The organism is Mesorhizobium sp. WSM4806 (genome assembly GCF_055811635.1).
In genome coordinates this window covers 59,369-81,845 of record NZ_JBVVQZ010000026.1, presented here as the reverse complement: position 1 = coordinate 81,845, position 22,477 = coordinate 59,369, and the positions used below count along the sequence as shown (strand labels likewise).

Below are 22,477 nucleotides of genomic sequence, written 5' to 3'. Positions count from 1 at the left end.
GTGTCAGGGCAGCCCCGCGGCGGCAGGCTATTAGCCGTCGCAGTCCAGCTTGCTGGCGCCATGCGCACCATGCCCTTCTGGAGGTGAAGGCGTGGCGCGGGAACGGCGGAGCGGACCTCAACGGCGACTGGAATAAACCACGGCGCACCACAAGGCTTCGGTAACGTTCTCCGGTGACTCAGGAGAAGTCAGCTTCTCGATTCGCCCGACAGCAGCGCGACGCGTCCTAGGTATCCTACCTGAAGCTTTTCTGAAATTGCAGTATCTCTCGCCAGTTCGGCGGTCTGCGTGATCAGCCAACAGGGCCGCGCCGCTGAACGGATCGACAACGCACCTGCGCCGCCAGCCGCCCCGCTCCCGCGGTAGAGGGAGTTGCAACGCGCCGCGGTGATTCAAACACGATCCGCTACGGCACCCACGGCTCTATTAATGCTCCTTGATCATTGCGTCCGACATTTTTTCTGCAACCATAACTGTTGGGATATTCGTGTTTGCTCTAGGGCAGAATGGCATCACCGACGCATCGGCAACTCTTAAGCCCGCGACTCGGTGGACGCGACCGAACGGATCCGTAACACTAGCCGGGTCCAGAGCAGGTCCCATCCGGCAAGTTGAAGTCGGATGGAAGTTTCCAAAGACATTCTGGCGTATAAAGTGGTCAAGAAGCTCGTCGCTCTGGATGAGGTCTGATATGCTACGACCATCGGTCATCGCACACCTTATGAGGCTTCGACGCAGCCACGGGGCGCTATCCATAAGGGTGGCGACAATGGAAGTGAGCCCCAAATTCAGACGACTGTACTTGCTGATCCGCTTTGCTCGCCCAGTCCAGGTAGAAGGAAATGGGTCGAGGGCGACCGCCACCAGCGCCTTGTGCTCAAGCAACTGTGCTACAAACCGAAACGCTTCCTTCAATCGCTCAGCATCGCGTTTGTCGCTCAACATATTAAAATTCACCTCCGGCTCAGTAGCATGAGAAGAATTCTTGAGCGAAACTGTTCCTGTTGAGTAGGAGCGATTAACCCAGAAGGCCAGTGTACCAAGGCGGTTGCCGATCGGATGCCACGCAGACTTTGCGAGGGCTGAGATGGCCATATCGGTTGACGGGCAGCCCTCGTAGCCTGACGAGAAACGAGCATGCATCTGAATATACCCGGTCGCGTTAGCCGACATGCGATCGCCCGGTCTTAGATACGCGGAGATGGCGACCCCGGGGTGCTCTTGAAGGTTTTTCCCGACGCCGTTTATATCTGCGACAATTGGAATGCCGAGGTTTAACAGCTGCTCAGCTGGGCCGATCCCGGATCGCATCAGCACGGCCGGCGAGTGAATGGCCCCGGCACATAGGACAACCGTCGAAGCGCCAAAGGAGGGCCGGCCGGTCTTACTTTCGGTCTCCACCCCAGTTATTTGACGTCCTGAAGAGGTTAACCGCACGACCGTGGTCTCGGACAGGATTTTCAGGTTGGGCCGAGCTCGGACGCTCTCCGGTAAATAGGCCATCGCAGCTGAGACGCGACGACGGTTGCGGCTCGTCAATGGAACAACTGAGTGGCCATCGCCAAACTCGCCGTTAAAGTCCGGTCGGAACGGTATATCTCTGTCTTCGTAAGCCGTCGATACGGCGCGAATAAAGCCAGACCATTCTGCTTTACCCACGCGGCTAATAGGCAGTGGACCATCGTTGCCGTGAAATTCATCGTCAAAATCTAAATCGCACTCAAGTCGGCGGAAGTAGGGAAGGACACCTGCCCAGTCCCAGCCAGTCGCACCCGTAGACGCCCACTCGTCATAGTCCGCGGGGCCTCCCCGATTAGCCACCTGAGCATTGATGCTAGAGCCCCCACCCATGACCCGGGCTTGCTCATAGTGGGCGCGCCTGCTGACATCCTGCACTATGGTCGCGTTGAGTGACTGCCACTGATAACGAGGATTGTAGTAAGCCCTCGTGGGGTTTCCATCGAGGATATCATCAGGGATGGCATCTGGGGAAAAATCAGGACCAGCCTCGATGAGCAGGACGCGACTTCCATTGGCCGATAGCCTGTTCGCTATAACGCATCCGGAGGAGCCACCGCCGACCACTATATAATCGAAAACCAAGATAAACCCCCCATCCATATGTGCTAACCAGCGACGTATGGCTTCAGCCGTGGGCCGTTACCACGCAGTCTTGGCCGAACGCGCCAAACTGCAGACTTCAGATTTAGCCCGTCGAACCAGCCTCGCGGCAAAAGCGAATTCGAATACCTGACCAGTTCAGGTGCGAACCAAGCCGGCCGGACCTGACGCTAGATCTGGGGAAATGTCAGGAAATCTCTGGCCTGGCTGTGCCGGCTGCCTTCGGCCGCGGCGACCAGCTGATCTGAATACATTCTACCGGCAAACCTCTCTATTTCTCCCATGACTCGTCTGCTGGCTTGAGGATAGGCTCAAATGAGTACCCCTCGTTCCCACGTTTAATAATCCGGGACAATTCGCGTCCCGTTAGCCAAATCAGCCAATCATCCTCCTCGATACCTCTATCAGGTAAGCTCAAAATCGCCCCATGTGCTTCTCTGTGGAGATAACCATACTGATCGGCGACGCCCTTTTGGATTGACCATGTATGGACCAAGGCATAAATGAAATCGGGCGTCCATTTCACCCACGCGAGCCCAAATGCGATACCTGCAAACATTCTAGGTAAGCCCTGCCCCCTAAAGTCCTCTCGCAGCCATATGTCGCCGTGATAAACTACCGACCTAGTTATGTTTTGAGCGGTCGGTGCGCGGCAAATACATAGAGAGCCTGAGCCTGCGCGGCTCCTCGGACTGGCGTAGAACGCTTTCAAAGACTCGAGGTGTCTAGCCAAGTTGGTGGTCGTCAAATCGTCCACCCGAAGCGCCTGAACATGCGCGACTTTGCCAGATTGATCTTCCCCGACAATCCAAAACGCACGGCCAGCTTCAAGCCTGGAACAATCCGGCCGAAAGCTCGGATCCGTCGGCGGTTTGCCAACAATATTTTTCGTAATATTGATATATTCGTCGAAATTGTCACCCATTCTAAATTGCATTCCGGAGTTGCGTGCTGCATCAGCAAGCAAGCTAATAAATTTAGATACATCAAATATTGTGACGTACTCGCTCATTTTATGGACGCCTTAGCGATATATTCACCACATGCCACCGGGTAGTACACTGACGCCTATCCGCCCGGCATTCACCGCGTCCGCGCAAATCTCCAGAACAGTCAATTAGCTTGATCGCTGAACGCAGGTTTCCAGTGTCCATCCAGGTACGCGTCAGAAACAACGTATGCCAATATAGTACGTCTTAAGTGGCTGGAGCACCCACGCGTATTGGTAGGTACCACGAGGTGCAGTGCAGGGTATCTTCGCTTGAGAGACAGAGGTGTTGAAAACACGTTCTTAAAGATCAAGCCTTGGGTATTTCGCCGGTAGAAGACGTTCACTGCCAATCCCATGGATACGTTGCCCTTTCCCGGTGGAACCGCCCCGTTGCATGGGTGCGAGGGCATGGCGATGGTGACGCCTGATTTGGCCAGCCTTCAGGGCAGTTCCGCGAAGGACAAGGTTGCCAAAAACAGCGAGTGGGGATCGAGCCTCGCTGTCCATTTCTTTTGAAGGCCGTATTGCGGGTGAACTCGGCCGGTAGGGCAGTGACGACATATCAAAATCGCTAATATAAAGAGGAATTACCTATGGTCAATAAGATCTTCGATCGAAGCAATTCGGTGTATATTAAGAATGTGCCGCAAAAAGGTCGGGGCGTATTTGCGAACGTTCCATTCAAATCTGGAGATTTGATTGATCGCGCTCCGACGTGGGAATTTGACATAGAGGCAGAAAAGCTGTTCAAACGCACGGGGCTGTTGGAGTACTACTTCGTTCCCGATGATCCGATGTCAAAATCTGGTCTTGTGGCAGGTTACGTCGTTTTCGGGTTTATCTCGATAGTGAATCATTCCTTGAATCCAAATGCAAAAACAATTTGGACCGATGGAGACGCCGGCGCGTGGGCTAGCATCGTGGCAATAAAGGACATAATGGTGGACGAGGAAATTACACATCGCTATAATAACATCTCAGATTATCCGCCAGAGGTCAAATTCGTCTAATAAGATACGTGAGGGTCAGATATATGTATCGCCGCAATAACATCAGGTTTATTGGCCGTTCGCCCCGCCTCACGAAATTGGAGCAATTGTTAACACTCGGCTTCGACTGTTCCATAGACGGCTCGCGCAAAGTGGCTATTCAACGCGATACATAGGAATTACTAGGCATCCATCACATGGTAGGCGTTACGGCGGCGATTAATTTCCCTGTCGAGGTAAAGATCGGTGGTTGCATATGGGGAGGAACGCGTTTTGCCTCAGGGATCTCTGCAGAAAAGTATTCGCGATCATCACGAACCGCACCCCACGAAGTCCTCCATCCGCGATCGTCCATCGGACGACGTCTACCCAGCACGGCGACGAACAGAAGCGGAGTCGGCCCGGAGATTGCAGGACTTCGGCATCACACGAAAAAATCACCGTTTTCGTCCTCTGCAGCTCGCAACTATCGTTCACTATAAACGATTGTGCGTGATTTGTCCCAGAACCAACAATCAAAGGGAAAAGCATGGTTCAAAAATCACCCGACGGCACCTGGTTGAGGCAGGCTCCGGTGCCGTTGCCGTCGGCGTACTTGCCTCAATGATAAGCGGTGCCAAGTCCCAGCCCTCCAACGAACTCCGCGTTTTCAGTTGGCGGCGGCGACTGGGGCAAAGCGAACATCAAAGCCTGGGTCAAACCGTTCGAAGCCGAAACCGGAATCAAGATCACGCCAATTTCCGACGACCCCACTCAAGCCCAGATTGAACGAACTGGTGGCGGTAACGAGCAATGTCTGGTCGATGTTGTGGGGTTAGCACAGGGGATGGCAGTATAGCTCGCCGCCAATGGTCGCTGCGGTGGCGACGCTGCTGACGCTGCTGCCGGCGCTCTGGCTAGCGCCGCTAGGGGCCAGCTCGTGGCGTGCAAAACAAGCTGGCTAGGGGCAGGCTTCGCGCATAGCCCCGTGGGTATCTTCGCATGGGAGCTTTACCCCCGCCGCCAATGCCGTCTCATCTAGCGAGGAAGTTTTTATGCCGGTAGTTAAAGGTCCGCAGGTATTCCCCCGCTCCGAATATCTTCGTAGGCTCGACCGGGTCAAAGCGAAGATGGCGAAGCGTGATATGGCCGTGGTTGTCATCACTGGCAAAGCACATATCACTTACCTCACGGGGTCCGTGGCTCACTCTTATGACCCGCGCGGTGTGGTCATCCTGGCCCCGCGGGAAGAGCCGGTGTTTATCCTGCGCTGGATGGACGTTGCCGCAGCGGTGCAGGAGACGTTCATGGAACGCGACAGCATCATAGGCTACTCGGAAAAACTGATGGGCGATCCTGACAAGAGTGGATACGACGCCGTTATTGACTTCCTGTTGGACCAAGGACTTGGGCATAGCGGCATTGGGATCGAATTGTGCAACTTGACGGCCGACGCGGCTGAAAAATTCAAGGCCCGTCTGCCGCTGGCGCGCATCGGCGACTTCTCGAACGTGGTAACCAGAATCCGCACGCTCAAGTCGGACCTCGAGATTGTCGCGATGCGGGAAGCGGCGGCGATTTCGGACGCTGGTGTGCTTATGGCCGCGGAAGTTATGCGCCCCGGCCTGCGGGAGGCAGATGCCATTGCGGAAATTGTGGGGACGCTCGCCCGCGGAGCGAATGGCAAACCAGGAACTTGGATCGCAACCCCTTACCTCTGCGCCACTTCCCGAATTGGCAATCCGCATACTACCTGGAGCGAGGATACCCTCCAGGATGGTTCACAGGTCAATCTTGAGATCGCCGGCGTCCGGCATGAGTACCACGCTCCGATCTGCCGCACCTATATCCTCGGCAAACCGGCCGATTACTTGCTGCGTATTCACGAAGCCCAGCTCGCCGGTCTCGAGGCGGGGCTGAATGCAATCCGTGCCGGCGCCGTGAGCGGCGAAGTGGCCAAAGTGATTCACAGCACGACCGAGAAACACGGATTCAAGAAGCGGTCGCGCGCCGGATACTCCATCGGCATCGACTGGATAGAAAACACGACCAGCCTCAAGCTTGGCGACACTACCGTTCTCGAGACGAACATGACCTTCCACTTGCATCTCGGTTCCTGGGTCGAGGAAGACTTCGGCTACGTGCTTAGCGAGAGCATTCGCGTCACCGAATCCGGCGTCGAGGTTCTCACAAAGGCGCCGCGGCAACTTTTCATCTTGGGCTGAGCCGCTGACCAGTATCCCTCGGCTCCTCTTAGCATCCCGCCGGGCTGTGCCTCTTCCAGCGTGTTTCGCTGATCAACGCGATCCGAGGTCACATAGCGGACTTCGGTATAGTCGCAGCAGGGGGCCCTCAGAATGGGGGTTCTCTCATCAAGAGGATATCCGATCCTCGACACCGATCCCCGACACGGTGCGAGCGCCGCTAAATATCCTGGCCGATCAGCTCGTCGCCCTGACTGCTCAGATCAATGGTAACCGTTGTTCTCAGGCCACGGCCTTTAGCTCGGGCTTGTCGATGTAGGCCCAGGGCAGGAGATCGTCGATCTGGCTGTTGGGAGGCCGTTGACAATCCTGGTGAGGACATCGGCGAGATAGCTCAACGCCCGTTGAGCTTGCAGGTTCAATCAGCGAGGCGACAACGGCCCAGTGTTCGGCGCCGCCGTCAGAGCCTGCAAAGAGCGCATTCTTGCGGTTGAGCGTGATCGGACGGATGGAGCGTTCGACCACGTTGCTGTCGATGTCGATGCGGCCGCCTTCGAGGAAGCGCGAGAGGCCTTCCCAGCCTGAGAGCCTATAGCGGTCGCCTCGGCGAGCTTGATCTCCTGTTGGAATAATCTTCTCCTGACGTGCGGCAAGGCGTTCTGCGGCCGATCGGCCGCGGATATCGTCCACGATCTTATAGAAGTCGGCGATGCCGTCTCAGCGCCTCGCTGGCGATCGGCGCGGGAGCGGCCGCGGCGAGTTCGTAGAAGCCTCGACGCACGTGTGCCCAGCAGAAGGCGAGCGTCACGTCGCTCTCGTCGGCCAGCACGCGATAACCGCCATAGCCATCCACCTGCAGGATTCCGGTGAAGCCTGCAAGATGAGCGATCGGACGCTCGGCCTTCCGGTCGGGTGCATAGACGGCGATGCCCGGCGGGTCGGCTCCCTGCCATGGCCGGATCATCACGCGCATAGGCCCGGAGCTGCCCGGTCTTGGTCTTGCCGCGGCCGGGATCGAATACCGGCGCGGTGGTCTCGTCAGCAAAGAGCTTCGGCAAAGACATCAGCTTGCCAAGCAGCCGCTCATGCACCGGACCCAGATGCCAGGCGGCACGGCCGACCCAGTCGGCGAGGGTAGAGCGATCGAGCTGATGCCCTGGCGGGCGTAGATCTGCGCCTGACGATAGAGCGGCAGGTGATCGGTATATTTTGAGACCAGCACCTGGGCGACCGTTGCCTCGGTCGGAAGACCAACCTCGATCAGCCGGGCCGGCGCGGGAGCCTGAACAACCACATCCTAACAGGCGCGGCAGGCATATTTGGGCCGGCGCACGACGATCACGCAGCTGCGCCGGAACGATGTCGAGCCGCTCGCTCACATCCTCACCGATCCGATGCAGCCCCGTTGCGGCAGCACGGGAGGGCATGGTCCTCGATGTCGACGACCATCTCGACACGAGGAAGACTCGCCGGCAGTGCACCCCGGTTGGCCCGGCGTGTGGCAGTTTTTGCCTGGCGCTGGTCCGGAAAGGCCCGCTCGGCCTCTTCCTCGCCAGCCGCCTCGATCTGCTCGGCCTCTTCGAGCCCCAGCAGCAATTGATCCTCGGGAAGCGTCTCGGCGCGGCGACCGAAGCGGTGACGCTGCAATTCCTTGATGATCTGGACCAAGCGGGCGTTCTCGACGCGCGCGCCAGGACAGCGCCTTCAGCGCGTCTGTGGTCGCCCTCGGCGCTGCGCCGCCGGTTCCGGCAAGACTCTGCAATCATCGCAGGAACGAACAGGGATTCTGATGCCGGCGCCTCCGTCGACGGCTGACGCACAGCTCGGCGCCAGGCAAACAGTTGCTGCGGGAGCATATCGGCGAGCTACAGCACAAACCGTCTCACCAGCCTCGTAGCTCTCCCCAACGATCCGCGCCTTCTCCTCTGGAGGCCATTGGCGTCGCCAGCCGGACCCCGTGAACACCTCGAACCGGCGCACCGGCTCCAAGTCGTTCGACTTAAGCGTAAGCGCTGAAATCGTCATATGTCGAAGTCCTCAAAGGCTCCGAACATCGCACAAGGTAGCGCCCCGCGTTTGATCACCTCTCCGGAAATCACCTCGCGCGGATGGCCGCGACGAGCCATTGAGAGCCGGGCGTATAGTGTCGTCGGCATCTGGGCTTCGAGCGCATTGATCGTAAGCGATGTTCCGACGGCACCTTTCGGGGATCGGCGTGAAGGACGCCGAAATGGATCGGCAGCATCCGCCAGCCGCAACCCCGAGCGCCTGGCAGACGGTCTACGGCTGGTTCTGGCCGCCTACGTTGATTTCGTAGTCAAGATCTTCCGCCGACCCGACGACCAGGGATTCGAAGTCTTGCCCGCCGAGGGAACCTTCGGCTGGATGACGCGGTGGAGGGGAGCTCGTGCGATCACGAGAAGTGCCAAGTCTGCTTGAAGCCGTGTGAAGCCAGCCTCGCGCGGCCCTCTCAAGCCCTATTTTACGCCAGTTTCCCCGACGCTTTCTCCATCGGCTTCGGCTCGCCCCGGAAGCAGAGGAATTCGGGGCGCGGTTTTTTTGCGCCGAACGGCTCCTCGAGCTGGTTCGACACGGCGTTGAACACGAAGAACGCGTTCGAACGAGCGAACGGCGTGATGTTGCCGTTCGAGCCGTGCATCGTGTTGCCGTCGAACAGAACCAGCGTGCCGGCCTTGCCGGTGGCGGTATGGATGCCGTGCTCCTTGGCGAGCTTGGCCAGCGCCTCGTGCGAGGGCATGCCCACTTCCTGCTTTTTGAGCGAGGATTTGTAGTTGTCCTCCGGGGTCTCACCGACGCAAGCGATGAAGTGCTTGTGCGAGCCCGGCATCAGCATCAAGGGGCCGTTCAGCGCATCGTTATCGGTCAGGAACAGCAATGCGGAGAAAGCGCGCATGCGCGGCATGCCGTCCTCGGCATGCCAGGTCTCGAAATCGGAGTGCCAGTAAAACTCCTTGCCCGTGAAGCCCGGCTTATAGTTCAGCCGGGATTGGTGGATATAGACGTCGTCGCCGAGCAGATAGCTGGCGATGTCCACCACGCGGCTATCGCTTGCGAGCCGATTGAAGAGCGGACTGTGCTCGGGCAGCCTGAAGATGGTGCGCACCTCATCCGAGCCCGGCTCCGTGATGACGACGCCCTCTTCCAGCTCGCGCTTACCGCCGCGCAACGCCGTCGATTCTTGCATCAGCGCCTTAACTTCCTCGTCCGAGAAGAGGTCCCTCAAGACAAGGAAGCCGTCGCGCTCGAAGTGGTCGGTCTGCTGCGCTGTCAGAGGCGCCTCGGGGCACCACTGGCTCCACACTGTCTTGTCCTGGCGGGGCAGCCAGCGCTCTTCGGGCAGCCGGCTCGGATAGGGGTCCTGTCTTCGTGCAGCGGTATGGGTGATAGCAGACATCTTCTACTTCTCCTTCTTCTTACGGTTTCGTCGGCGCGCACTGCCCCACGCCTACTCGGCTTCTAATCGCGCAGGAGCCGTCCTCCTAGTGAACTTCATTGCCCGTGGTCGGCGGGTGTCGGCGGATTGAACACCGGCGGGAATTGAACTACGGGACGCGTGTTTCCGAAAACTCCGCTGATCTATCTCAGAAACGCGATCGACAAAACTACCAACAGTAGTAGGTCTTCGCGATCCAAGCATAGCTGCCTTCATCGTCGAAAAACTGAAGCGCTTTGATACTCCGCTGAGGGTGTCCGAGCTAGGGAATCGTGAGCCATTAGCTGGGATGTGTGTCGGACGAAATGAGAAACTGAATTCCCCTATTGCCTCACCCGGAGAATGTTACCGAGTGTTGTGGGGAGACGGCGAATTGTGTTCTGGCCGGAGCCCATTTCCAATCCTCAGCAGCGTGGTCGAGAACGGAATCTAGCAGCTTCATTGCGGCGTCGTCGTTGGGAACTGGCCACGCGTAGCCCTTCCTGAGCTTGGGTGCGCAGCTCGACGGTGCCGGCACGCGTCTCCCAGCCGCGCTCGCGATAGCCGTTGCGCTCGGCCGTGCGCAACAGGTTTTTCTGGCTATAGGCGACGCCGGTGGCGGCCCCAACCTCCAGTCCCATCAGCCGCTCGGCGGTAAAGCCAATCATCTCGCGCAAAGATCGGAACTCGAAGTTTCCTCCATGAGTGCTCGCAGGTTCATCATGTCGGTCATCCATGGTTTCTTCGAATCAGGTTGGTGTCAGCAATGGGCTGTCGGCGAAGCGTTGACGACCACCGCAAAGCCGCTCGCCCGCTACGGCACCCATCGGGGCCCCGCTCGCGAGCGGCTTCGGTACCGCCGAGCTACACCACCTATCGAGAGACGACCGCAGTGCTGTCAAATGGCACCTCCGAGCCTGCCAATAGGCAGCGAATGTCGTCCCCGTCACTGCACGGCCAAACGCAATTCTCGAACTATGGCCGCGATGGCCAACCTCTTTTCTCAACCGAGCTTTTTACGGCGTTAATCGTCCGCATAGGGCTGCCGAACACGACCCCTTCTAGCGGGGATCCTCGACCATTTCCTTCCAACTGCGCGGCCCGACCAAGGGGTGCGGACGGCGCCAACGCCACGGATAGGAAGCGGCGCTCGGAATGTTGATGAAGGATTCGTCGGTCGACCTTCTCCCGCTCCATCGCGATCTCGATCGGATGGTCCTTGATGCCGAGCTTGCCCAATGGACAAAGGCGCTTACCCGCAACTCTCCGACTGACTCGGCGCACCCTGATGATGGCAGGTGAGCATCGGACAGTCTTTCTGCAATCGGTATTCTTGATCCCGGTTACTCATTCGCGCCCAGGACGGCGGACGGCTCATGAGCTGCAGCCCGGAACGGGCAGGGTGGACAGAAACCCAGCAGCCTCACCGCCTAAGCGGTAAAGTCATCCTCACGTTTGCAATCGGGCACACACCCGACCATCGCGGTTCTCCTTGGGTGCATATTTTTGTTGCTCGGCTCCCTGAAATAAGTGCGGACCGCAACTGCCAGGCGAAATTGGGGACCAAGGCGACGTGGGTCAGGAGTCGCAATGCTTGGTCGCCCAGCTAGCTCGGAGGCAGCAAGAAATTTCGCGCAGCGTCGCAGAGGACGACAGCGCCTATGGCGAGTGCCTGCTCGTCGACTTGGAAGCGAGGATGATGAAGCGGATAGACTGCGCCAAGCTCCTCATTTCGAATGCCAAGCCGGAAATAGACCGACGGGCACTTCTCACTGTAGAAGGCAAAATCGTCAGCTACAGTCCAACCTGGGGCACTCAGCATATTTTCTGGTCCCAACAGATCGGCACCACTTCTGCGGATGATCTCAACCATGTCCGGGTCGTTGATCACCGCCGGCTCGCCGTGCCGCAGATCCACCACGGCGCTGGCGTTATGGCATGCCGCCACACCCTCCACGATCTGGCGAAACCTCTTCCACGCATACTGGCGGGTCGCTTCATGGCCGCTGCGGATCGTGCCTTTCAACCTCGCTTCGGCCGCAATCACATTGTAGGCGCCGCCGCCTTCAATTCCGGTAATGGAGACGACCAGCGGGTCATACGGATCGATCTCGCGCGAGACGATCTTCTGCAGTTCCGTCACTATCGAGCAGGCGACGGCGATGGCATCGACGCCTTCGGACGGTTTGGCGGCGTGCGCGGCGCTGCCGGTAACGGTAACGTCAAAGGTGTCGCAGGCCAGCGTGTACGGGCCCGCGCCAACGGCGATCTTCCCGGCCCCGGTGTAAGGATCGACATGGATGCCGATTGCGGCGTCGACGTCGTCCAAAAGCCCTTCGTCGACGATGCGCCTGCCGCCTAGCGGCTCCGCCTCCTCAGCGGGCTGAAAGATGATCCTCACGGTGCCACTGAAGGACTGTTTCTGCCGTTCCAACAGCACGCTTGCGGCATACCCCATTGCCGCATGGGCGTCGTGGCCGCAGGCGTGCATGACGCCCGGACGCTCCGACCTGAACGGCACGCCGGAAGTTTCCGAAATTGGCAGCGCGTCGATGTCGGCTCTGATAACGAGCTTGCGGTTCGAGGGACCGGCCGTGCCCACGACGTCCAAGGCGAGGCCGAAGCCTGCCACGGACCTGATTCCGCTCAACCCGGCCTCTTCCAGAGCGTGTTTGAGATAGGCCTGCGTCTCGCGCTCTTCGTTCGACAGTTCCGGATTGCGGTGGAGGTGACGCCGGATCTCTAGCATCCGGCGCTCCAGCTGAGGATCCATCAATCCGTTGCCGGCTTCAGCGCTTGACATGGATCTCTCGCGGGAAGCTGGTCAGCGTTTCGCAGCCATTGGCCGTGACGAGGATCGTTTCGCTGACTTCGATCCCCCAGCCGTCCATCCACATGCCGAGGATGGAATGGAGCACATTGCCCGGCTTCAGGATCGTCTTGTCGCCCTGACGCAGACTGATCGTATGCTCGCCCCAATCCGGCGGGTAAGCGGCGCCAATCGAATAGCCAATGCGGGACTCCTTCTTCAGGCCGTAGCGCTCGATGACGTTACGCCAGCTTGCCTCGACGTCTTCCGCCACAACACCAGGCTTGATCGCAGCAAGGACGGCATCCATGCCTTCCAGCACAGCCTTGCTGGTGTCGCTGACCTTTGCGGGCACGGCACCAAGCTGGAGCGTTCTTGCCAGACCGGCTGCATAGCGACGCACAACGCCGGCAAGTTCAAGCGCGACGGTTTCGTTGTTGCCAAAGCGACGATCGCTCCACATGATATGCGGCGCCGATGCATTTTCGCCGCCGAGTATGGTCGGCGGCAGGGCGGTGATGTCGCCAGCGAAATCCGGCGAGCCAGCTATCTGGGCGGCCTGGATTTTGGCAATGGCGTCGCACTCGCGCACTCCCGGCGCTATCACTTCATAGGCTGCGGTGACCGCCGCCTCGGCAAGGCGCGAGGCTTTGCAAAGGTAGCCGATCTCGGCTTCCGATTTGACGCTGCGGATCCAGTTCACCAGGAGATCAGCGTCGTGGAAGGTGGCGTTGGGCAGGCCGGCCGTCAGGCGGGCGTGGGCCTTCGGCGAATAGTAATAGGCCTCGAGCTCGATGCCGACATTGCCGCGCCCCCAGCCCTTCCTTTCGATCCAGGCGGCAATCCAGTCCATCGGATGACGGTCGGCGCGCTGAACATGATCTTCGGGAAAGCCCACGACATTCTCAGGCTTCATCCATGCCGTCAACAGTCCGCCAGCGGCATCCATGGCGCGCCCGACCCAGACGGGCTCCTCGTCCGCAAGCGGCACCAGCACCAGTTGCGGCGTGTAGAACGACCAGCCGTCATAACCGGTGATGTAGTTCTGGTTAGCGACGTCGTTGACGACGAGAAGATCGAGACCGCGTCGTGCCATCTCCGTCCGGATGGCGGAAAGCCTGTTCCGGTATTCGTCCGGGAGGAAGGGCAATGGTATCATATCGAAGTCATCCTATTTTATCGCGTTACGCGTATCTTAAGTTAGCGCCAGTGCAAGCGGGCGGGCCGATCTGGCTGAAACGGGATAATCGACAAGAGCTGATCGAAGACGGACCTCTTCGAACACCCTTCCCCTGATAGGTATGCTGAGACCGTTCAGCAGAAGGAGCGCCGCACCCGATCTCAGAGAACAACGCGGCGCTCTGCTAGTGGCAGTTAGGCAGTCCTTCGTTACTTAGCCTCCGATCGATTTGCCTGGTTCTATTTTCCTCCGGCCGGCTCGACCGCATTTTTTTCCGTTGGTAAACTGGTAATCGTGATTGATGCGGCGCGCATCCGTAGGCCTCGCGGTACGCTTTTGAGAAATGCGATGCCGAGACAAAGCCGCAAGCCATCGCTATCTCAACGACCGGCAGGCGCGAGCTGATGAGTAGCAGGTGCGCACGTTCCAGTCGAAGATCCAAATAATAGCGGCTCGGGGAACACCCCAGTTCCCGCCTAAACAGCCGCTCGATTTGACGGCGGGATAGGCCAGCTGACCCCACAAGTTCGTCCAACAGCAATGGCTCCGTGAGGTTTGCCTCCATGTCCTCAATTACCTTGATGACCGCCTGATGGTTTAGTTGCACTCGAGAATGAAGAGGTAGACGTTGGCGGTCACCCGCTGAACGGATCCTACACGCGATAGCTTTCTCGCAAATACGATTGACGACTATCGTCCCATGGTGGCGGTCAACCAAATCCAGAAACATGTCGAACGGAGCGTCCCCCCCGGCGCAAGTGGATAGGTCCCCGTCCCGCTCGAAGGCGGTTTGAGTGGCTACCACCCCTTGGAATCGCTCAGAGAATATAGGAAATTGCTCCCAGTGAACGGCGCAACGCCGCCCTTCTGCAAGCCCCGCCCGAGCAAGCACAACCGTACCGCTACTTATGCCTACGAGGCTGCCGCGGCGGTTGCGACACTCTCGTAGCCAGGCATCAAGCTGTTTGTGCGGACTAGGAGCATTGCGGCCCCCGACGACCACGACGGCCGGTGCTGAGATCGATCGACGAATTCTTTCACGTTCGAAGGACAATGAAGAATCGGCGCAAACCAACAGCCCGCAACTCGAGGCCGCAGGTTGCCCGTCGTCCGAAATGACCTGCCAGCTATACACGTCCCGCCCCAACACCTCGTTGGCAAGCCTCAGCGCTTCTACTGCCGACGAGAAGGCCTGGAGCGAAAAGGCCGGCAGGAGGTAAAAGCAAAAATTTCGGCATGTGGACTGTGAGTCTAGCATCCCGGGGGTCCCTTTTCTCCTACGCTGATCGCTCGTGCTTCGAGCGGCCATTCCAAAAAGGCGCCACAGGTGGACTGGCGCCAGCCCACCGCGGTCGGGGGCCGGTGATTCTCCCGCTAAGTGTCCCCTTGATCTGCCCGCTCACGTCGCCACCCGGTGAACCGCTCGATAGAGCGGGCCAGGCGCGCCTGTCGAACGTCAGGCAGACTTTCAGGGCCCTTCTGCAACCGAAGGTGCGGCTGCCGTCCGCTTCAGATGTTAAGCCCGTCTCGCGTGAGCTCATCCATAACGAAGCGCACTGCACTTTCAGCGATGCCGACGATTTCCTCGACTTCAGCCTTGGTTGTCACCAAGGGAGGAGCGAAGCCCAGAATGTCACCATGCGGCATGGCGCGAGCGATGAGACCGCGTTCACGCGCTGCCTTGGAAATTCGTGCACCAACCTTGAGCGTGGCGTCAAAACGCGTTTTCTTGTCGCGATCGGTCATGAACTCGATTGCACCCATGAGGCCGACGCCGCGCACTTCGCCGACGATGGGCAACTGGGCGAATTTCTCCTTCAGCTGCGCTTGGAAGAATTCACCAACCTCGCGAGCGTTCCCCGGAAGGTCTTCTTTCTCGACAATGTCCAGCACCGCGTTGGCCGCGGCAGCCCCGATCGGATGACCTGAATAGGTGTAACCGTGCGAGAATGCTCCGACCTTATCCGCCCCGTTCTCCAGGACCTTGTAGACCTTTTCACCGACGATTGCCGCGGAAAGTGGGAAATAGGCCGAAGTCAGACCCTTTGCGATCGTGATGAGGTCTGGCTCGATGCCGTAGTGCTGCGAGCCGAACATGGAGCCGGTCCGGCCAAAGCCGGTTATGACTTCATCTGCAATGAGCAGCACATCGTGCTTTTTGAGCACGGCCTGGATTGCTCCCCAGTAGCCTTCCGGCGGAGGCGTGATGCCGCCGGTGCCGAGCACCGGCTCGCCGATGAAGGCGCCAACATTGTCCGGGCCCAGGCGTTCGATCAGCTGATCAAGTTCCTCGGCGCGCCGCGCTGAAAATTCGCTTTCGGACTCGCCTGGGTTGGCGCCCCAGTAGTAATGTGGAACACCGGTGTGAACGATCTGCGGGAGCGGCAGGTCCATGTGGTCGTGATAGAAGCTCATGCCCGTCATCGAGCCGGACACGACGCTGCATCCGTGATAGCCGCGTTCACGCGAGATGATCTTCTTCTTGTTCGGCTTGCCACGCAGATTGTTGTAGTACCAAACAAGCTTGGCCTGAGTCTCGTTCGCATCCGAGCCGGACATGCCGTAGAAGACCTTGCTCATCTTGCCCGGCGCCATCTTTACGAGGCGATCGGAAAGGATTGCGAGCTCGTCCGTCGTGTGGGCAGCGTAGGAATGGTAGTAGGCCAGACGGAAAGCCTGGCGGGAAATCGCTTCGGCGACTTCGGTGCGGCCGTACCCGACGTTGACGCAATAAAGGCCGGCGAACCCGTCGATCAGCTGGTTGCCATGCGCATCTTGAATGCGAATGCCTCTGCCTGTCTCAACGATGGTCGGATCACCGAGCTTGCCCGTGGCAAAATCTTTGAGCTGAGTGAAAGGATGCAGGACAGCATTTCTGTCCTTTTCGCTAATATCGTTGATGTTGATATTCATACGTCTGGCCTTTCAATTTGCGATATTACCGATGCACACGTATTTGGGTTCGAGATATTCGGCGAGACCATGTCTTGAGCCCTCGCGGCCCAGCCCGGATTGTTTCCAGCCGCCAAAGGGTATGGGAGCGCCGGTGAATTTCGGGGTGTTGACGGCGACCATGCCGTACTCCAACTGATCGGTCAGCCGCATGGCGCGGTTCAGATCTTTTGTGTAAACGTAAGCCGCAAGGCCCATTTCCGAGTTGTTTGCTCGCGCAAGCACTTCCGCCTCCTTATCGAACGGAATGACTGCAGCCACCGGCCCAAAGGTCTCCTCCTTGGCGATCAGCATGTCGTCCGTGACATCGGCGAGAACAGTCGGGGTTACGAAATTGCCCCCGAGAGGACTGTCCTGTCCGCCAACAACGATGCGGGCTCCGGAAGAAAGAGCTTCCGAAACCTGTCGCCTGCACTTTTCGGCGACAGATGGTTTGGTCATTGGGCCAATGTCGACACTGGGTTCGAATCCATGCCCGACTTTCAGTTTACCGGTGGCCTTCGCGAATTCTTCCACAAAGCGCTGATAGCTTCCCCGCTGGACATAGATCCTATTGGCCGCCAAGCAGTCCTGACCGGAGGTGGCGAATTTGGCTGCTATGCATCCAGCCACGGCTGCCTCCAAGGGGGCATCATCGAAAATGATAAAAGGAGCATTGCCGCCGAGCTCAAGTGAAGCCTTCTTCAGGGTTTTTGCGGACTGCTCGAGCAGGATCCGACCGACCTCGGTCGAGCCCGTGAAGGAGAATGCCCGCACATCGCTGTGATCCAATAGCCGTTTTGCGAGTGGGGCAGCCTCTCCCGTGATCACCTGAAACACTCCCGCGGGGACTCCTGCCTCCTCGGCAAGGCGGGCAAGCGCCAGAGCTGACAAGGGCGTTTCCGGGGCTGGCTTAACAATCATGGTGCAGCCGGCAGCCAGCGCGGCTCCTGCTTTTCTGGTGATCATCGCCGACGGAAAGTTCCAAGGCGTGATGGCGACCGTCACTCCGACCGGCTGCATCTGCACAGACAGTCGGCTGCCCGCAAGATGGCTCGGGATGGTCTCGCCATATGCCCGCTCGCCCTCCGCTGCAAACCAGTCAAGAAAGCTAGCGGCATATGAAATCTCACCGTGCGCCTCGGTCAATGGTTTGCCTTGTTCAGCGGTCATGATGGCGGCAAGGTCTTCCGCATTCTCACGTATACCTGCGGCCCATTTCCGCAGGCATGCGCCCCGTTCCGAAGGAAGAACATCGCGCCATCGTTGAAATGCGGTTTTCGCAAAGCTGACTGCGGTATCCACATCAGACATCTCGCAGGCGGCCACCTGAGCCAGTTCCTCGCCAGTAGCCGGGTCCACCACCAAGATTGTTTCAACCTTGGAGAGCCAAGCGCCATTCACATAGGCACACTTTTGCAGAAGGTCCCGCCGTTTGAGCCCTTTTAATGCGGCGGATGCTGAACCTTTCATCTCTAACCCCAAATCGACGTGCATTTCCGTCAAAATAGGCCGGCAAGTGCGGCGATCGGCAGCGCGATGTAGGGCCGCCAAGGCGTCCTCCGGCGAATAATGGCGTTCTGCTGAGGTTTTTCTCCGTCTGATCTCTGACTGCCTTATGGGAGCCCCATTAAGGAACGAGGACATTTCCGCCGGTCTACGCGTCGCCGCCACAACGGTGACGCGCCAGTATCGAGACGCGCCCAGCCGTAAGTGTTGTCGGCCAAGCCAGAGCGGTGTCTCGGGGCCATGGTGGCTTAAGAATCCATTCCGGCCAAACCCCAAGATTGCCACCAGTCTAAAATCCTTTTCCCAAAAAGATATCGACCGCAGCATTCCGAGGGGTGACCGCCCGGCCTGATAAGCGACGATAGACCCATGGGAAGCGGATTCGCTGCGCAAGCATGTTAAAAACGCAGATGTTGCGCGGAATCTTACCCAGAGCGGCACAAGCCCGGCGTCCAGGGCGTGCTAGCTTGTGGAGGAGCCCAAACGGGCATGGAAAATGTCTGTTAGTCGAACAGTCCGGGTGCAGGGGAGACGTAACATGAGCCACACCATCAACCACCTCAAGAAGCTGAGGCTCCAGCGCAGCGAACTGGCAGTTCCGGGTTCCAGCCCGGAAATGATCGACAAGGCGGCGAACAGCGCCGCCGACTTCGTTTTCCTGGACATCGAGGACGCGGTTGCCCCGCCCGACAAGGGACGCGCCCGCAAGAACATTATTCAAGCGCTTAACGACATCGACTGGCGCGCCAAGGGCAAGACCGTGTCGGTGCGCATCAACGGCCTCGACACTCATTACATGTACCGCGACGTGGTCGACGTGATGGAGCAGGCGGGCGACCGGGTTGACACGATCCTGGTGCCGAAGGTCGGTGTCCCGGCCGACCTCTATATGGTCGAAGCCATGGTCAACCAGATCGAGATGGCCAAGAGCTACAAGACCCGCGTCGGTCTCGAAGCGCTGATCGAGACTGCGCTGGGCATGGCCAATGTCGAGGCGATCGCCGCCACACCGGGCCGTCTGGAGGCGATGCATTTCGGCGTTGCCGACTATGCAGCGAGCAACAAGGCTCGCACCGTTAACATCGGCGGGCTCAACCCCGATTATCCTGGCGACCAGTGGCATTTCGCCTTGTCGCGGATGACGGTGGCCTGCCGGGCCTACGGTCTGCGCGCCATCGACGGGCCGTTCGGTGACTTCTCCGATCCGGAGGGCTACGTCGCCGGTGCAAAGCGCGCCGCGGCGCTGGGCATTGAAGGCAAATGGGCAATCCACCCATCGCAGATCGAGCTGGCCAACAGCGTGTTCTCGCCACCGGAAAAGGAGGTCGCCCGGGCCCGGCGTATCCTGGAGGTCCTAAAAGAGGCGGAGGCGCTGGGAAAAGGAGCTGCTGCGCTCGACGGCAAGATGATCGACGCGGCATCCGAACGGATGGCGCGCAACGTGCTGGCCGTTCACGAGGCGATCGAGCGCGCCGGCCAGGCGCAGGCGACGCACTGAGAGCTTTCGGGGAAAAAGATGGACATTCACGAATACCAGGCCAAGGAACTGCTCGCCCGTCACGGCGTGCACGTGCCACGCGGCGGCCTCGCCTATAGCCCGGAACAGGCGGCGTACCGCGCGAGCGAGATCGGCGGTGAGAGATGGGTCGTCAAGGCGCAGATCCATTCCGGCGCGAGAGGCAAGGCGGGCGGAATCCGAGTCTGCTCGAGCGATGAAGAAATCTCCGCCGCAGCCGAAGCGATGCTCGGGCGCAAGCTGGCGACGCCCCAGACCGGGCCGCGCGGCAAGCTGGTCTCGCGGCTCTATGTCGAGGAAGCGGTGGACATCGTCCAGGAGATCTATCTCGGCTTCGTTCTCGACCGCAAATCCGAACGCGTGATGATCGTCGCCTCCAGTTCCGGCGGAATGGAAATCGAGGAAATCGCCGAAAACGAACCCGATTCGATTATCCGCGCGACCGTCGATCCCGGCGCCGGCATGCAGAATTTCCAGGCACGGGAGATTGCCTTCGGGCTCGGTCTCGAGAACGCGATGATCGGCAAGGCTACCGAAATACTTCTAGGATGCTACCGCGTGTTTCGCGACTACGATACGTCGATGCTGGAGATCAATCCACTCGTCGTCACCCGCGACGGCAATCTGGTGGCGCTGGATGCAAAAATGTCGTTCGACGAAAATGCGCTTTTTCGCCGTCCCGAAATTTCGGAATTGCGTGACAAAAGCCAGGAAGACCCGCGTGAGATGTTCGCCAGCGACCGGGGCCTTTCCTATGTCGGCCTTGACGGCAATATCGGCTGCATCATCAACGGCGCCGGGCTGCTCGCAATGGCGACGATGGACATGATCAAGATCGCCGGCGGCGAGCCGGCCAACTTCCTTGACATCGGCGGCGGTGCCTCGCCCGAGCGCGTTGCGAAATCATTCCGCGCCGTGCTTGGCGACAAGAATGTCGAGACTATCCTCGTCAACATCTTTGCCGGCATCAATCGCTGCGACTGGGTCGCCGAAGGCGTCGTCAAGGCGATCCGCGAAGTGGGCGTCAATGTGCCGTTGGTAGTTCGGCTCGCCGGCACCAAGGTCGAGGAAGGGCGCCGCATCCTTGCCGATTCCGGCGAAGCGGTGATCGTCGCTGACACGCTGACGGAAGCCGCCGAGAAAGCGGTTGCGGCGTGGCGGTCCGTCACGATGAAAAAAGCGGGCTGAGGGAGGAAAGAATGGCAATTCTGCTCAACCGGGACACCCGCGTAATCGTGCAGGGATTTACCGGCAAGATCGGCAGTTTTCACGCCGAGGACATGAAGCGTTACGGCACTAATGTGGTCGGCGGCGTCACACCCGGTAAGGGCGGCCAGACACATTTCGGCCTGCCGGTGTTCAACACCGTCAAGGACGCGGTGCGCGAGACCGGGGCCGACGCGAGCATCGTCTTCGTGCCGCCGCCTTTCGCGGCGGATTCGATCATGGAAGCGGCAGACGCCGGCATCAGATTCTGCGTCTGCATCACCGACGGCATTCCGTCGCAGGACATGATGCGGGTGAAGCGCTACATGCGCCGCTATCGCTACGAAGGCCGGCTGCGGCTGATCGGACCCAATTGCGCCGGCATCATCACGCCCAGCCAGGCTCTGATGGGCATCATGCCAGGGTCTATCTACCTGCCCGGGCGTGTCGGCATTGTAGGGCGCTCCGGAACCCTGGGCTACGAGGCGGCGTCGCAGATGAAGGCGATGGGCATCGGGGTCTCGACCAGCGTCGGCATCGGCGGCGATCCGATCAACGGCTCGTCCTTCCGCGACATCCTCGAACTGTTCGAAAACGATGAAGGTACAGACGCCGTGGTGATGATCGGCGAAATCGGCGGTTCGCAGGAAGCGGAAGCCGCACTCTGGGCGCGCGACAACATGAAGAAGCCGCTGATCGCCTACATCGCCGGGCTTTCCGCGCCAAAGGGCCGCCGCATGGGCCATGCCGGCGCAATCATCTCCGCCTTCGGCGAGTCTGCGCAAGAGAAAGTCCAGATCTTGAAGGAAGCCGGCGTTATCATCGTGCCGACGCCAGCTTCGTTCGGCGAGGTCGTGGCCGGCGTGATGGCCGATCGGACGAAAGCCGCATAGCGCAAGATATGAGATCGATTTGAGGACCGTGTAAAAGGAACAGCGTGGTCGGCATCTTGCTTCAAGAGGTGACGCTTGCGGATTATCCCCACTTCGGCGTCGACTTCAGCGGCGCGCCCACAACTCGTGACGAGCCAAGTTACGGGTGCGCCTTGGCGGATTGAACAGTCCTAAATGAGTCTACGAACAGCCGCTATAGTTGTGCAGTGGCCCGGCGTCTAAGATCGCTTTTGCGCCGATAAAAGTCGGGGATCGTGTGCCGCGGCCAAATCCCCGCAGCGGCCCCGCCCACGGCCTTTGCGTAGAGGTTTCAACGGCTTCCCATCCTCAACAGGTTCAAGGCGCCATTCATCACGCTAGTCAAGCTGGATACTGTCGACGTGGGGGCACCAGAGGACGTCCATTTTGTATGCATGATGGTCTCAGCCAGCCTAACTGTGCTGCCGCGTTCTGCAGAAATGCCCCACTATCGGAAGCAAGGGCGTCGCTCTTCGGGGATCGATATTCAAGCTACGGGTCACCTTGTGTCCACCGCTGTTCAGGCTTTTGGAGTCAAGAAGAAGGCGCGGTGCACATCGGACACGGCGCCGAGTCTCTCAGAACAGGAAGTGAAGGCTGCGCACAAAGTCACAAAAACGCAGGTTTTCTGCGACCAACCGGCGAGGTCCGCGCAAAGCAGTCCTCTGAAGCATGTTAAGTTGTCGACCAGTACGGAT

General features: G+C 59.2%; 13 protein-coding genes and 3 pseudogenes. 6 read left to right on the top strand and 10 right to left on the bottom strand.

Features of this window, described 5'->3' with window-relative positions:
* Positions 1-426 precede the first annotated feature (426 nt).
* Both AC0L2M_RS30750 and AC0L2M_RS30745 read right to left on the bottom strand, forming a co-directional pair.
* The gene (locus AC0L2M_RS30750) at positions 427-2,103 is read right to left on the bottom strand and encodes a GMC family oxidoreductase (protein WP_473536795.1); all 1,677 of its coding nucleotides are present in this window, start codon (positions 2,101-2,103) and stop codon (positions 427-429) included.
* A gap of 289 nt (positions 2,104-2,392) precedes the next feature.
* Entirely contained in the window at positions 2,393-3,133 is a 741-nt protein-coding gene (locus AC0L2M_RS30745; RefSeq protein ID WP_473536794.1) for a hypothetical protein, read from the bottom strand.
* Between the two features lie 572 nt (positions 3,134-3,705).
* Between AC0L2M_RS30745 and AC0L2M_RS30740 the strand changes: the two genes are divergently transcribed.
* Entirely contained in the window at positions 3,706-4,122 is a 417-nt protein-coding gene (locus tag AC0L2M_RS30740) for an SET domain-containing protein-lysine N-methyltransferase (RefSeq protein ID WP_473536793.1), read from the top strand.
* A 1,013-nt stretch (positions 4,123-5,135) separates the two neighbouring features.
* Positions 5,136-6,305: a M24 family metallopeptidase gene (locus AC0L2M_RS30735; RefSeq protein WP_473536791.1), complete on the top strand. Its 1,170-nt coding sequence runs from the start codon at positions 5,136-5,138 to the stop codon at positions 6,303-6,305.
* Between the two features lie 261 nt (positions 6,306-6,566).
* Here AC0L2M_RS30735 and tnpC read toward each other — a convergent pair.
* Positions 6,567-7,964, bottom strand: a pseudogene (gene tnpC, locus AC0L2M_RS30730) (IS66 family transposase); the annotation flags it as partial.
* 615 nt (positions 7,965-8,579) lie between these two features.
* Between tnpC and AC0L2M_RS30725 the strand changes: the two are divergent.
* Positions 8,580-8,684, top strand: a pseudogene (locus AC0L2M_RS30725) (IS5/IS1182 family transposase); the annotation flags it as partial.
* An 82-nt stretch (positions 8,685-8,766) separates the two neighbouring features.
* Here AC0L2M_RS30725 and thpD read toward each other — a convergent pair.
* The 7 genes and pseudogenes from thpD to AC0L2M_RS30690 form a co-directional block, all read right to left on the bottom strand.
* Positions 8,767-9,699, bottom strand: coding sequence for an ectoine hydroxylase (thpD, locus tag AC0L2M_RS30720; RefSeq protein ID WP_473536789.1), 933 nt, complete (start codon positions 9,697-9,699; stop codon positions 8,767-8,769).
* A 502-nt stretch (positions 9,700-10,201) separates the two neighbouring features.
* Positions 10,202-10,450, bottom strand: a pseudogene (locus AC0L2M_RS30715) (transposase); the annotation flags it as partial.
* Between the two features lie 873 nt (positions 10,451-11,323).
* Positions 11,324-12,466, bottom strand: a complete 1,143-nt coding sequence (locus AC0L2M_RS30710) for a M20 metallopeptidase family protein (protein ID WP_473536788.1) — start codon at positions 12,464-12,466, stop codon at positions 11,324-11,326.
* Positions 12,467-12,506: 40 nt separating this feature from the next.
* A complete protein-coding gene (locus AC0L2M_RS30705; protein WP_473536787.1) occupies positions 12,507-13,685 on the bottom strand; it encodes a M24 family metallopeptidase in 1,179 nt (392 codons plus the stop codon).
* A gap of 205 nt (positions 13,686-13,890) precedes the next feature.
* Positions 13,891-14,964 carry a GlxA family transcriptional regulator gene (locus tag AC0L2M_RS30700; RefSeq protein WP_473536786.1) on the bottom strand — a complete coding sequence of 358 codons (1,074 nt, stop codon included), beginning with the start codon at positions 14,962-14,964 and terminating at the stop codon, positions 13,891-13,893.
* Between the two features lie 251 nt (positions 14,965-15,215).
* Positions 15,216-16,619, bottom strand: a complete 1,404-nt coding sequence (locus AC0L2M_RS30695) for an aminotransferase (RefSeq protein WP_473536784.1) — start codon at positions 16,617-16,619, stop codon at positions 15,216-15,218.
* Between the two features lie 12 nt (positions 16,620-16,631).
* Positions 16,632-18,110: an NAD-dependent succinate-semialdehyde dehydrogenase gene (locus AC0L2M_RS30690; RefSeq protein ID WP_473536782.1), complete on the bottom strand. Its 1,479-nt coding sequence runs from the start codon at positions 18,108-18,110 to the stop codon at positions 16,632-16,634.
* Between the two features lie 574 nt (positions 18,111-18,684).
* On the opposite strand from AC0L2M_RS30690, the gene AC0L2M_RS30685 reads away from it, so the two are divergent.
* From AC0L2M_RS30685 to sucD, 3 genes are read left to right on the top strand one after another with little or no spacing between them, the layout of a single operon-like run.
* Complete coding sequence (locus tag AC0L2M_RS30685; RefSeq protein ID WP_473536781.1) at positions 18,685-19,644, top strand: HpcH/HpaI aldolase/citrate lyase family protein; 960 nt, start codon at positions 18,685-18,687, stop codon at positions 19,642-19,644.
* An 18-nt stretch (positions 19,645-19,662) separates the two neighbouring features.
* Positions 19,663-20,850: a malate--CoA ligase subunit beta gene (locus tag AC0L2M_RS30680; protein WP_473536780.1), complete on the top strand. Its 1,188-nt coding sequence runs from the start codon at positions 19,663-19,665 to the stop codon at positions 20,848-20,850.
* 11 nt (positions 20,851-20,861) lie between these two features.
* Complete coding sequence (sucD, locus tag AC0L2M_RS30675) at positions 20,862-21,761, top strand: succinate--CoA ligase subunit alpha (protein WP_473536778.1); 900 nt, start codon at positions 20,862-20,864, stop codon at positions 21,759-21,761.
* Positions 21,762-22,477: the final 716 nt, after the last annotated feature.

Bases quoted from the DNA above. Each gene is read 5' to 3' on its own strand.
- AC0L2M_RS30740 (WP_473536793.1), top strand. From the start codon at position 3,706: ATGGTCAATAAGATCTTCGATCGAAGCAATTCGGTGTATATTAAGAAT.
- AC0L2M_RS30745 (WP_473536794.1), bottom strand. From the start codon at position 3,133: ATGAGCGAGTACGTCACAATATTTGATGTATCTAAATTTATTAGCTTG.
- AC0L2M_RS30695 (WP_473536784.1), bottom strand. From the start codon at position 16,619: ATGAATATCAACATCAACGATATTAGCGAAAAGGACAGAAATGCTGTC.
- AC0L2M_RS30685 (WP_473536781.1), top strand. From the start codon at position 18,685: ATGAGCCACACCATCAACCACCTCAAGAAGCTGAGGCTCCAGCGCAGC.
- AC0L2M_RS30690 (WP_473536782.1), bottom strand. From the start codon at position 18,110: ATGAAAGGTTCAGCATCCGCCGCATTAAAAGGGCTCAAACGGCGGGAC.
- sucD (WP_473536778.1), top strand. From the start codon at position 20,862: ATGGCAATTCTGCTCAACCGGGACACCCGCGTAATCGTGCAGGGATTT.
- AC0L2M_RS30710 (WP_473536788.1), bottom strand. From the start codon at position 12,466: ATGCTAGAGATCCGGCGTCACCTCCACCGCAATCCGGAACTGTCGAAC.
- AC0L2M_RS30680 (WP_473536780.1), top strand. From the start codon at position 19,663: ATGGACATTCACGAATACCAGGCCAAGGAACTGCTCGCCCGTCACGGC.
- AC0L2M_RS30735 (WP_473536791.1), top strand. From the start codon at position 5,136: ATGCCGGTAGTTAAAGGTCCGCAGGTATTCCCCCGCTCCGAATATCTT.
- AC0L2M_RS30705 (WP_473536787.1), bottom strand. From the start codon at position 13,685: ATGATACCATTGCCCTTCCTCCCGGACGAATACCGGAACAGGCTTTCC.
- AC0L2M_RS30700 (WP_473536786.1), bottom strand. From the start codon at position 14,964: ATGCTAGACTCACAGTCCACATGCCGAAATTTTTGCTTTTACCTCCTG.
- thpD (WP_473536789.1), bottom strand. From the start codon at position 9,699: ATGTCTGCTATCACCCATACCGCTGCACGAAGACAGGACCCCTATCCG.